10 protein-coding genes are annotated in these 12,276 nt (G+C 61.3%); 3 read left to right on the top strand and 7 right to left on the bottom strand.

Going from position 1 to position 12,276, the window contains the following annotated elements; translation table 11 throughout:
- Positions 1 to 55: 55 nt before the first annotated feature.
- The 3 genes from ASF45_RS07950 (at position 56) to gloA (ending at position 2,521) form a co-directional block, all read left to right on the top strand.
- Positions 56 to 865 (top strand): SDR family NAD(P)-dependent oxidoreductase, encoded by an 810-nt coding sequence (locus ASF45_RS07950; protein ID WP_056659677.1) that lies wholly within the window; start codon positions 56 to 58, stop codon positions 863 to 865.
- 376 nt (positions 866 to 1,241) lie between these two features.
- Complete coding sequence (locus tag ASF45_RS07945; protein WP_056659675.1) at positions 1,242 to 1,616, top strand: hypothetical protein; 375 nt, start codon at positions 1,242 to 1,244, stop codon at positions 1,614 to 1,616.
- Between the two features lie 362 nt (positions 1,617 to 1,978).
- On the top strand, positions 1,979 to 2,521 hold the full coding sequence (gene gloA / locus ASF45_RS07940; protein WP_056659673.1) for a lactoylglutathione lyase: 543 nt from the start codon (positions 1,979 to 1,981) through the stop codon (positions 2,519 to 2,521).
- 35 nt (positions 2,522 to 2,556) lie between these two features.
- On the opposite strand, the gene ASF45_RS07935 is transcribed toward gloA, so the two are convergent.
- From ASF45_RS07935 to ASF45_RS07910, 7 genes are all read right to left on the bottom strand, one after another.
- Positions 2,557 to 3,525: a helix-turn-helix domain-containing protein gene (locus ASF45_RS07935; RefSeq protein ID WP_056659671.1), complete on the bottom strand. Its 969-nt coding sequence runs from the start codon at positions 3,523 to 3,525 to the stop codon at positions 2,557 to 2,559.
- Between the two features lie 471 nt (positions 3,526 to 3,996).
- Positions 3,997 to 5,169 carry a CaiB/BaiF CoA-transferase family protein gene (locus ASF45_RS34305; RefSeq protein ID WP_082550882.1) on the bottom strand — a complete coding sequence of 391 codons (1,173 nt, stop codon included), beginning with the start codon at positions 5,167 to 5,169 and terminating at the stop codon, positions 3,997 to 3,999.
- Positions 5,166 to 6,149 (bottom strand): tripartite tricarboxylate transporter substrate binding protein, encoded by a 984-nt coding sequence (locus ASF45_RS34050; protein WP_063887605.1) that lies wholly within the window; start codon positions 6,147 to 6,149, stop codon positions 5,166 to 5,168. The genes ASF45_RS34305 and ASF45_RS34050 overlap by 4 nt, the downstream gene beginning before the upstream one ends.
- Before the next feature lie 1,487 nt (positions 6,150 to 7,636).
- Positions 7,637 to 9,418, bottom strand: a complete 1,782-nt coding sequence (locus ASF45_RS36905; protein ID WP_056659667.1) for a methyl-accepting chemotaxis protein — start codon at positions 9,416 to 9,418, stop codon at positions 7,637 to 7,639.
- Positions 9,419 to 9,878: 460 nt separating this feature from the next.
- Positions 9,879 to 11,081, bottom strand: coding sequence for an ABC transporter substrate-binding protein (locus ASF45_RS07920; protein ID WP_056659665.1), 1,203 nt, complete (start codon positions 11,079 to 11,081; stop codon positions 9,879 to 9,881).
- 17 nt (positions 11,082 to 11,098) lie between these two features.
- The gene (locus tag ASF45_RS07915) at positions 11,099 to 11,416 is read right to left on the bottom strand and encodes a hypothetical protein (protein ID WP_056659663.1); all 318 of its coding nucleotides are present in this window, start codon (positions 11,414 to 11,416) and stop codon (positions 11,099 to 11,101) included.
- A 14-nt stretch (positions 11,417 to 11,430) separates the two neighbouring features.
- On the bottom strand, positions 11,431 to 12,276 hold the full coding sequence (locus tag ASF45_RS07910) for an SDR family NAD(P)-dependent oxidoreductase (RefSeq protein ID WP_082550881.1): 846 nt from the start codon (positions 12,274 to 12,276) through the stop codon (positions 11,431 to 11,433).

Raw genomic sequence — 12,276 nt, 5'->3', positions numbered from 1 at the left:
TGCACTGACCCTTCAGGGCCTGGCAGCCCATAGTTTCAACACCAGGAGACATCTCATGCTCAATCAATCAGGACGCCTCGCAGGCAAAGTCGCCATCATCACCGGCGCAAGCTCCGGCTTTGGCCGGGGCATCGCCCTGGCCTATGCAGCACAGGGCGCCATGGTCGTTGTCAGCGACGTGCACGAGCAGCCGAACAAGGGCGGTTTCGAGGACAAGCCGCATCTGACCACAGTCGCTGCGATCAAAGAGGCCGGGGGCCAGGCGCACTACGTCAGTTGCGATGTGACCAAGCAGGACCAGGTGGGCTACCTGGTGGCGGAGGCTGTCAAGGTCTTCGGCGGCTTGAACGTGATGGTCAACAACGCGGGCATCTATCGCGCTGGCAAGCTGGCCCACGAGTTCGGTGTCGAAGACCTCGATGCCTGCTGGGACGTGAACGTCAAGGGCTCGTGGTTCGGTTGCCAAGAAGCCATCAAGGTGTTCCTGCAACAAGGCCGCGGCGGCAACATCGTGAACATCGTGTCCACCGCCGGCTTGCAGGGTCACCCTAAGCAGTCCGTCTACAACATCTCCAAAGGTGCTGCGGCAAACATGACGCGCTGCCTGGCCATCGAGTATGGCCAGGACAACATCCGCGTGAACGGCATCTGCCCGACCTACGCAAAGACCTCACTGACCCGCGCGCTGTTCGATGACAAGGACTTCGACAAGACCTTTACCGACATGATCCCACTAAAGCGCTGGGGTGAGGTGGACGACATCGCCAACCTGGCCATTTTCCTGGCCTCGGACGAGTCGAGCTACATCCACGGCGACCTGATCCGCATCGACGGCGGCGAAACCCTCTGCCGCTTCTCGGTGTAGCCCCTGCGATGGGAGCCCGGACGGCGTTGCCGCTTGGTCGGCCACCGAGCGCGGTACACACATCCGTTGCAGGTCAAGCAACAGAGACCATCTAAGCGGCTGCGTGCCGCAACGCTCGCGCGTGGAAAAAACTCTTCCAACGAAGATACCATCATGGAAATCGCAAGCTGGGCGCCCGTCGCGCCCACAGCCATCCCAACGGTCGTTCGCAACCTCATCTTGGTCTACGGCCTGACCATCCTCTCGGCCATCGTCGTTAACTCCATCGTGCGCGCCGCGCCCATCGGCCCCTGGGTCGGGCCTCAGACCGAAGTTTTCTGGCTCAACAGCGTGGCATGGCAACTGTTCGTGCCGTGGGGGATCAATCCTCACAGCCGTGAGCGACTTCTGGCCGTTCTCCGGCATGCGGCCGGGCATGGCACGCGGGGTCAGGGTCATCGCCTCCGGATGGGCCTTGGGCTGGCTAACGGCCAAGGCCGTTTTCTGGACCGGCCTGGGTCCCAGCTGGTTGTTCCCGATCATCGGGACCATCTATTTCTTCATTGCATTCTTCAACTTCACCGGCCAGAACTGGATCTTCGGCGAGGTGCCGCCGCACCGCCAATTCGGCGTGCTGCTGGTCCTCATTGCCGGACTGACCTACGTCATCAATTCGTCGGAGATCCGCTGGATTCCGGCTTGGTGGGTCCCGCTCGTGAAGCTGGGTCTGTCCACCGCGCTGTTCCCCTACCTGACACGTGGGATGAAGTAGCCGGGCAAGTCGCTCACGCAGATGTGCATCCTGGCCTTGGGGGTCCTGCCCTGCACCGCGTTGTCGAGCCTCCTGGGCATCTGGACGTTCACCACCTCGCCTATGTCCCCGTTCTGGAATTCAGGCACCTACTCGGCCGACAACCTGTGGCTGCTGTTCACAGCGCTCATCCCTTTGGGGTCCCTGGGAACACCGTACGACATCGCCATGGGGCCGTCTATCTGGCCTCCGACGAAAGCCGGCACGTCAGTTCCATCTCACTACAGATCAGGGGCGGTTGGTCCGTCCTGTAGTCCCTGCACGCGGTGCGACGCACAGGCTGGCCACGCCCCGTTGTGCATCTGTTCAAAGGTCCACTGTCTATGCCATTCACCACCGAAAACCACCCCGACGTGAGCGCCGAACGCGCAACCGAGACGCGTGGCTTCACCTTCAATCACACTATGCTGCGTGTCAAAGACCCGGAGGTATCGCTCGGGTTTTACACCAAGGTCCTGGGCATGCAGGTGATACGCGAGCTGGACTTCCCTGAAGTGAAGTTCTCTCTCTACTTCCTTGCACACCTAACCGATAACAGCGATGTGCCCGTGTCTGCGCACGAGCGCACGGCCTGGACCTTCTCCCAGCGCGGCGTGCTGGAACTGACGCACAACTGGGGCACCGAAAGCGATGCGGAGTTCAAGTACCACGATGGCAACGCCCAGCCGCAGGGTTTCGGTCACATCTGCATTTCGGTGCCGGACCTCGATGCAGCCGTGGCTTGGTTCGATCATCACGAAGTGCCGTACGTCAAGCGGCCTGACCAGGGAAAGATAAGGGACGTCGCCTTCATCAAGGACCCAGACGGGTACTGGATCGAAATCGTGGAACCTGCCCGTCTGAAGGGCCTGGGCGTCGTCGCTTAGTCCTGACCAGCGCCGGGCACAGACCCGACCACCCCTTAAATTTGGGTGACAGCGCCTGCCGCGCGGGCGTCGCCGGGCGACATGCCGTAGCGTTCCTTGAAAACGCGGCTGAAATGGCTGGTGGACGTAAAGCCCCAGCGATAGGCGATGTCCGCGACGCGCTGGCGGCTGCAGGCTGGGTCGGTCAGTCCTTCCTTGCACTTGGCGAGGCGGCGCTCCTGAATCCACGCACCAACGGTCGCATCGTTGCGCTGGAATAGCAAATGTAGGTAGCGCAGCGAGATGCGGTTGGCCGCTGCGACGCTCGCGGGCGTCAATCCCTCGTCATGTAGGTTCTGCAAGATGTAGTTTTGCGCGCGGCGCAGCATCGCTGTGCTGGCATCGAAGGTGGCGACTGGCTGCTGCTCAGCGAGGGCGATGCCGAGAAACTCCAGGGTCGTGCGGCTGACGGAACCGAGCTGCTGCGTGCTCAGGGCGTCGATTTGGTTCGACAAGCCCAGCAGGTGCACGGCCAGCAGCGAACCGATGCCGGCGCGGCTTTCAATCTTGCCGCCCAGAGGCATGAATCTGCGCTCTGGAAGACGTTCGCGCAGCAGGGTCCAGGGAATCATCAGCGTGATCTTGTGTAGCCGCTCCAAGACCTCAAATTCCACTTCTGCATCGGTCGTCCAGACCACCAGGTCGCCGGCCTTGGCCTCAATGCCGCTGTCGCCCATCTTGAAGCGCTCGCGGCCCGCGGTCGTAAGCTGCACGCCCACGTACAGTTCTTCGTCCTTGCGTGTCAGTGCCTTGGTGCGGCGGCCAGAGCACGGATCGCAGATGGTTTCCACCAGGCCGGAGCCGGCGAAGGCATGCTGCTTGACGTGGGCGAAGAAGGTGGCGTGCAGGCGCCTGGGCACCTGCCACTCCCGATAGCTGGAACTGAGGACCGACTCCCATAGGTCGGTTTTGTCTGCGGGTGACACGCCCGCCGTAGTCCATTCGAGGGTCTGCTTCGGAATCATTCTGTTGCCCCTGGAGCGCGGCTGGATGTCTTAGAACAAACCCGTCGAACTCACCGCGGCACGTGGAATGCTAGGTCGTCAGAACTCTTACACTGCTGGGGTATACCCGATTCCGGGACGCATCGAAACAGATCTCTACGGCTACGCCGCCGACCGACACAACAGCAGTCGCCCGCGACCGACGGATCCGTGGCTGTGTGAGAAAGCTTCACTCGCGACGTCAAGTCGTCCTTCAGACTTGGCATCTTGACTCGTCGTTGAGTCTCGAAATGTCGAGACAGTAAGAATCGAAGCAGGCAGAGAAGGCTTTTCGCCTTCATTCGACTCACGGCCTTCATCACGCCTGAGATGCCGAGAATGGCGGCTACGCCTCTAAGGTGGTACGCAAGCACATGCAGTCTCAGTGCCCTGCCGACAACGCGAAACCGACGAGTCAATGCGGGCGCTCGTCTCCGGTGGTCCAACGGCCTGCTAATGCGGCGCGACCCCCTTGGAGCGCAGACGATCCAACTCTGCCTGGGAGATTCCCAGTTCGGTCAGTATTTCCAGAGCATGTTCACCGGGCCGCGGGATCGCCCCGAGCGGCTCGGCGGGCGTTGCGCTGTAGCGTGGGGCGCGCCCCGGTTGACAGACGCTGCCGGAGGTGACGAAAGTCCCTCTCGCCACATTATGCGGATGAAGAGGCGCCTCTTCCATGTCGAGTACCGGGGTGACGCATGCGTCCACCGAAGCGAAATGGTCCGCCCAGGCGTCTCTCGACCTAGAGAGAACGCGCAGGGCAATCATCTGCTTGTATTCGGACCATTTGGTATGCGCCCATTGATCGGAAAATGCAGCAGGATCGAAGCCCAATCCCTCTAGAAAGCGCACATAGAAGGGCTTTTCAATTGCCCCGACTGCAATGAATTTTCTGTCGGCGCATTCATATGTCGTATAGAAATGTGCGCTGCCATCGAGAAAATTGCAGCCACGGTTCTGACCGTTCCAGCGCCCCATTGCTTTGTAGCCATACAGCATGCTCATGAGCAACGCCGATCCATCGGACATCGCCGCATCCACGATTTGGCCACGCCCGGTTCTCAACGATTCGATGTAAGCGCTCAACATGCCTAGGGCAAGCAGCATGCCACCACCACCGAAATCGGCAACTAGATTCAAAGGAGGAGCCGGCGGCGACCCATCCGCGCCGATTCCAAACAATGCGCCCGAGAGCGCCAGATAGTTCAAATCATGACCCGCCGCCTGCGACAATGGACCGTACTGCCCCCACCCGGTGATTCGGCCGTAGATCAGATTCGGATTCTCGCACAGCATTTTTTCAGGCCCCAGGCCGAGCCGTTCCATCACGCCTGGCCGAAAACCCTCGATGAGCATTTGCGCGTTGGTTGCGATTCTCCGCGCAATAGCTCTTCCATCTTCATCTTTCAAGTCGAGCGCGATGGAGCGGCGGCCACGTTGAAGCACGTCGAACTCCCCTGATGCGCCCCGAGGGCGCTCCCCTGCCCGGTCGATCCGAATGACATCCGCCCCCATGTCGGAAAGCCACATGGCACAGAAGGGAGCCGGCCCCATCCCTGCAAACTCCACAATTCGAACACCGACAAGGGGCCCCTTCTTGTCCATTTCTCGTGCCATGGCCTTCATTCAGGCTGGATGCCTGCCTTGTCGATCACCGCGGTCCACTTTTTTGTTTCGGACGCCTGGAAGGTGACGAGCTCTTGGGCACTGGTGATGGCGACTTCTGCCCCTACAGTGGCCATCCTGGCCTTCAGTTCCGATGTGCTGAAAATCCTGGACATCTCAGAGTGCAGTTTGGCAACTATGTGCGGCGGCGTCCCCGCTGGCGCATACAAGGCGAACCACGTGGAGGCTTCGAAACCCGGAACTCCGCTTTCGTCCAACGTCGGCACATCGGGCATTGCGTCCGTCCGTTTTTTGGTAGTAGACGCGAGGACTCGCAGCTTTCCTGCCTTGATGTACGGGATTGCCTGAGGCCCGAGTTCGATCATCATGTCCACCTGTCTGCCGAGAAGGTCGGTGAGCGCGGGGCCGCTCCCACGATACGACACCGGAACAATGTGGAGGCCGGCCATGCTTTTCAGAAGTTCGACGTTAGTGAACTGTGAAAATCCGTTGCCCGTGGAAGCGTAGGAAAGCTTGCCTGGATGTGCCTTTGCGTAGGCAACAAACTCTTCGGTCGTCTTGGCCGGCACGTTCTCATTGACAACAAGATAGCTCGGCATGATGGCGATCCGTCCAATGGGAGAGAAATCCTTGACAGGGTCGTACCGGAGATTCTTGATTAACCTCTGGCTGACGGAGAATGGCCCCGTTGATCCGATTAGAAGGGTATAGCCGTCGCCTGGAGATCTGGCCGCCGCTTCCACGCCGATGACACCGCCGGCGCCGGCGCGATTCTCTACGACCACCGGCTGTCCCCAAGCCTTCTGCAGTCCATCCGCGACGGTGCGTGCGACATAGTCGTAAGCACCGCCAGGCGGCGCAGGGGCGATCAATTTGATTGGTCTGTTTGGATATTCGTGAGCCGGTTGTGCATTGGCAAGCGATATGCTGAGTGCGCCGACGACAAGTGTCGCCCCCGCGATGTCCCTGAGTATTCTCATAGCGTCTCCAAAATTTTTTGGCTGTGGTTTTTCGCTGGAGCAACCGAATTTTCATCGGTCCCTATGGACCAGGATTCAGCGTTACGGCGACTCCCGGGCACAAAGACAATCCATTTGTGACAGATTTTTATGGAACAAGGAAGGCTCCACCAACGAAATTTTCTCAGGGAGGGCAGTAAAAAGTCACGGCGAGTGCACATTGGGCGCTCGAGCTTTAGAAAATATTTGTACTAGCGCAAGCCATTGAACTGCACTTCAATGCGGACGCGTCTGTCGTCGGCGATCGGGCGGTACCGAGGACGATTTTTCATGGAGGACGTTGATCTGCAGCTGAGCACGATGCGCGACCAAGCTGTTCCACGCGACGACATCCGCGCCTGCGCGGCGCGGCCTGACCTCAAACATTCAGCGCGAAGCCGCGCTGGTCCAGCCTAAGGCTGCCCCTCAGCATGCGTCGCGCCGGCGGCTCGGCAGACGGCGGCCCACCAGAGGACTGGCATGAGAGCCGCGCCGCAACGCCATGCATAAGCCAAAACCGATTCGAAGTTCAGGCTGTGCGTGAATCGGTGTGCACTGACTCAGACCCACGATTCTTGCCCAAACGGTCGCCACGGCCTGGTGGCCTATGTCAAGGCGGCACTTCCCAGGAAGAGCCGAACGGGCTGTGGCCGCGCCGGTGCTGCCGACATAGCGGTGTGCAACCCCGTGCAGTACGCAGCATCGCCGAGAGCGACTGCTCTGGCGGTTCTACGAGCAACGCTACTGCACCCACAGCGAGGCGAAGAACGCACTTAGGAAGCCCAGCTGAACGTGATCGGTCGGCGCACCAGCTGCTAGCGGTTCTGGTCCAACTAGCTGAGGTTGCTGCTCTGGCTTACACGCTGATGGTCAACCTGCGCCGCCATGCGCGACACCCGCCGCGTTGTGATGCTGATGTCAAACCACCCCATGCGCGAGATGCTCGCCAACGACGCGCTGGCGCTGGCCCCATAGAGCGGGCCGCGCGCGGCCCCTGGCGTGCTGACCTCACGGGGTATCAAGGTGGTGCGTCTGCAACCGACCTGACACGACCACACCAACGCGGCGATGCTAGCTAGCCGTGTCATTGATGACCCGAATGAGGCCAATGTCGGCATTTGTACTCGATGCCCTTGCAAGTTGTGCCGTCCTTGATGCCCACCGCGCTGGAGGTGCGCGGCATCGCGCGGAATCGTGTCTCTTGTCCGCATGCAGCTTGCCGAGGCAGCGGCGGAGCGGATGCGTGCATGAGTTCCGTAGCACCGGACTTCTTGGTCCGCTGTATGTCGATACCGTGGTACTCAGCCCAGGGGAAGGGTAGCGGCTCTGTCGGTATCGCCGGCAGGTTCGACCTAGTGGCCGCGCCTAGTGACGGCCAGCGAATGATGTAGCCACTTTGGGGCGCGTCAATGATGGTGTTCAAACTTTTCTGTGGATTCAATGGGTGGCAGACGGCGCAAGCGCCGCCATCAGAACGACTGCCAGTCGTCCGCACCGGACTTGGCGGTGGTTGGCTTGCCGGCCGTGGCTGCAGCCTTGATGGCGAGCGGCGTCGCAGCGGTCCTGCTCTTGAGAAGCGGGCCGGCCACGCTCACCTGCCGATCTGGACCGCGGTGTTCGGCGTTAGGCGCGCGCGCTCGTGTCAGGGCAGATGCCGCTGTGCCATGATCGAACGTGGGCCCAGCATTCCCGCGATCCAATCTAAACACAGCAACAGCCTGTACCAACTGCTCGGCTTGACCCTTGAGACTTGCCGCCGCGGCAGCGCTCTCTTCCACGAGCGCGGCATTCTGCTGCGTGACCTTGTCCATCTGGGACACCGCCTCCCCCACTTGGCTGACGCCGGTGCTCTGTTCCTTGGTCGCCTCGCTGATCTCGCCCACGATGTCCGAGACGCGCTGGATCGCACCTACGATCTCGTCCATCGTCTGCCCCGCCTCAGCCACCAGTGAGGTGCCTCGCTCCACGTGTTTGACACTTCCGCCGATCAAGATCTTGATCTCCTTGGCCGCCTCGGCACTGCGCTGCGCGAGGCTGCGCACCTCGCTGGCCACAACGGCGAAACCGCGCCCTTGTTCGCCAGCGCGCGCCGCTTCGACGGCGGCGTTCAGCGCCAGGATGTTGGTCTGAAAGGCGATGCTGTCGATCACGCCGGTGATGTCGGCGACCTTGGTCGAGCTCTCGTTGATCGCCTTCATGGTGTCCACCACCTGCCCGACGACCTCGCCACCCCGCGTCGCGACGCTGGATGCACTGCGCGCGAGCTGGTTCGCCTGCTGTGCGTTGTCGGCGGTGTTGCGTACCGTTGAACCGAGTTCGTCCATGGTGGCTGCGGTCTGCTCCAGGGCGCTGGCTTGCTCCTCGGTACGTTGACTCAGATCTTGGTTGCCCTGGGCGATCTGAGCGCTGGCGGTGGCCACGTTCTCCGAACTTCCGCGCACGGTACCAACCACTTCGTTGAGCGACGCCTGCATACGTGCCATGGCGGCCATCACGCTCGTGCCGTCGCCGTCGCGCACGGCCAGGGGTTGGCTCAGGTCACCGTCGGCCACACGGCCTGCCGCGCTGGACAGCTCGGCGGGTTCCGCACCCAGCGCCCGGTGTAGGCTGCGCGACAGCAGCCATGCCACTACCGCACCAATGGCCCCCATCAGTAGAGCGAGACCCGTCATCAGCAGCATGGAGAAGCCAGCAATCCGCTCTGCCTTGACCGCAAGGGAGTTGGCTCGCACACCCTGCACGTCGCTCAGATCGTCAGCTGCCTTGAAGATCATGGTCTGCAAGATCCGGGTCTGGCCGAAGAGCTGTGCACCGCCGGCGACCTTGTCGCCTTTTACGGCGAGCTCGATCGCACGATCGACACCGTCGTTGTAGGCGCTTCTGTTGTCAGTGATGATCTTCAGCCGCTCGCGGTCCTCGGGTTGGCTGATCGACTTCTCCAGTTCACCGAGGATTGCCGAGTTCTGAACGCGTAAATCGACGATCTTCTTCCTTTCGTCTGAGCGAAAAGCTGCATCGTCGCTGATGATGACGTTGCGGCTCGATTGGGCGATGGCGCTGTAGCTGTCTTTGAGCTCGGCTAGCTTTCCCATCTTGACCATGCGGTTGTGGGCCAGTTCATTGACATCGCCGCTGAGAGCTTTGAGCGAGACAGCTCCGTACACGGCGATCGCAATCCCGATGACGGTGATCGCGCCAAAGCTCAGCGCCAGGCGAGTCGAGACTTTGAGGGGAGAGGTGACTAGATTCACTGTGTTGCCTCTGTTGTGTGAACGTTGTTGCCACTGGATGAACGTCGGCGCAGCGCGACCATCAAGCTGAACCGCCCCGGGGTCTAACGGAACGCCGGCGTCTTGGGTCCGGCCGACGTGGCATGCCGCTCAAGAATTCGATGGTAGTTGGCCTCGCGCTCGGCATCCAATGAATTCGAGCAAGCGCTGGTGGTTGAACCTTGCCACCCACTGCAGCGTCGCCGGCTCCACGTTCCTTGGTCTCCCACGCGCTACGCCGATGGATTTTTCGGCCTTGTACATTCCACCGATGATCTTGCCCGGATCTTTGGGATACAGTGCTGGCCGCTGCAGGGGCCGCACGCCATGCGATGCTGGTCGATGTGGCTGTGCCTGCGGGGTTTCCACGTTGCGCAGCGAAGAACGGTCGCCGCATAGATCTGCAACAGGCACGCGGCGGTTCAAGGCCATCGCGGCTGTGTCAGCGCCCATAGACCTTTCCGAACAGCTCCCAGTAGGTTCCGTTGAAGCGCATCATCTTCATGCGTTCCAGCGGAAGGTAGTCGTCAGCGCTCGTCGTTACGCTGATGCCGGGCAGCAGCATGGGCAGCGCCACATCGAGGTTGGCGGCCTGCCGCATGATGTTGTCGTGTGTGAGGTTGTCCCCGGCTTGTCGGATCACCTGCACCGTGGCCTGTGCAACCGTGTAGCCCCAGACCACCAGCCAGTCCTTAAGATCTGCGTGGGGGTTGTACTTGCGCGCCCATGCCACGAAATCATCGTATTCCTTGCCCCTCTGCCATTGCGGATCGGAAGCATCTCGAAAGAAGTTTGCGCTGATGAGGCCAACGGCGCTATCCAGGCCGGCCGGCTGCAGGACGCCGCCAATCGAACTCGACGCGTTGATCAGGTAGTGGGTCGGTTTCCATCCCAACTCCGCGGTCTTGCGAATGGCCTGCGAGGCGGATTTTCCGAACGAGACGTTGAGCAACGTGTCGGCTCCCGACGCCTTCAAGGCGATGATCTGGCTGTCGACGGTCGGGTCGGTGAATTCGTAGCTCGCAAGGCCCACAATCATGGACTTGGCCTTGGTACCGAGCCCCTCCTTCAAACCAGCCAAGAACTCTTTCCCAACGTCATCGTTCTGGTGGAACACAGCGATCTTTGCCTGCGGTTTGTTGTCCAGAAGGTACTGCGCAAAGATGCGGGCCTCGCTGTAGTAGCTGGGCGTGAAGCCCATAGAGTAGGGGAAGGCCTTCGGATCCCCCCACTTGCGCGTGCCCGACGCAACAAACAGCTGCGGGAGCTTCTTCGCGTTCATGTACTTCTGCACCGCAGCGCTGGTTGGACTGCCGATTGACGCGACGATCATGAGCGCCTGCTCCTGCTCCACCAACCGGCGTGTTTGCTCCACCGTCCTGGGCGGGCTGTAACCATCGTCCCGTGACACAAAGACGATTTTTCGGCCGTTGATGCCTCCTTCGTCGTTGACCTTGTCGAAGTACGCCTTCATCGCTTTCGGGCCAGAACTGGCGCTTGATAGCGCTCCCGAATAAGGTGCGGTGTTGCCGATCTTGATCTCGCTGTCCGACGCCCCAGGGTCGTATTTCTTCTGAGCGAAAGCGGTCGTATGGGCGGCCAGGGCCATGACCGCGGCCAAGGCAGCGTATTGAGCTAGTGTCATTTTGGGTCCTCGATGAGTTAGGTCAGGCTGCGGTCCGGCGAACAGCCAAGGCCTGTGGACAAGCCGATCGCCTGTTGCGCCTCGACCGCCGCGAGGCGCGCCGTCGGCGCCCAATGCCGGGCTGCGCAGGCACCATCAAGGGCCAGACGACGCGGCGCTTGTGGCAGGTCTGCGCAGGCAGTCATAGCTCTCGCCACCTTCTGGGGAGCGCCGCGGTGGGCCTGTAAGCCGACGGCTACGCCATCACCAGGGGTCAGGAGCTGTTCTGCCACCGCAAACCCAAAGCCCCCGCTGGCTCCCGTGATCGGCCAGGTCTTGTCCAACTGCGTGGTCATGGCATGTCGAGATTTCAGCGCATGAAAGGGCACCGTCCACTCGCCGCTAAACCCGCTTCTTCTGGCGCCTGCTGCGGCAAGCGCTGGACTTCTGCCATCAGCTGGCGGGCATGGGTCATCGCGAACTCACGGCTGGCGGGATTCGTCGCAATGATCAGGTGCCCGGCAGAGAGGCCGTCGAATGCCTTTGCAGCGACCTCCGCCGAGTCCTGCGCATAGGGTTCTATGCGGGCTGCGGCCGCGGCTGACGTACCGATCAAAGCTGCCACGCGCTCAGTGCGGACCCACCCCGGAGTCAGGATCGACACCTTGATGCCGAGCGGAGCGAGGTCCCTTGCCGCTGCTTCCGTCAGCCCCAATGCTGCGAACTTGCTGGCCGTGTAAACGCTCATCGGCCCGACATGTGGCGGCACGCCCAACGAATGTTCGGACCCGGTGTTCAGGATGAACGCGGGCCGGCCGTTCGCGGCAGTCGCTCGAAGGTATGGCGTGAAGGCATGGATGCCATGAAACAGCCCGAGCACATTGACGTCCAGCACTTGGCGGGCCACAGATGGGTCCGTCTCATGCATCGGCCCTGGGACGCCCCGGCCGGCGTTGTTGCATAGCACGTTGATGCCGCCAAATCTCTCCACGGCATGCGCTGCCAGGGCGGCGACGTCGGGATACTGCGTCATGTCGCAAGGTCGCCATTCGGCTTGGCCGCCCGCGGCGGCAATCGCATCCACCGTGGCTTGGGCATCCTGCACATCGCCAATGAACACTGCTGCGCCACGGGCCGCCGCTTCGAGCGCAAGTGCACGACCGATTCCGGTGGCTCCACCGGTAACGACGACGACCGTGTTGTCCAGTTTCTTCAT

This window comes from Pseudorhodoferax sp. Leaf265 (assembly GCF_001422365.1).
In the GTDB taxonomy this organism is placed as follows: domain Bacteria; phylum Pseudomonadota; class Gammaproteobacteria; order Burkholderiales; family Burkholderiaceae_C; genus Pseudorhodoferax.
Note: the sequence above shows the minus strand (reverse complement) of the source record. Positions and strands in the feature narration are given on the sequence as shown.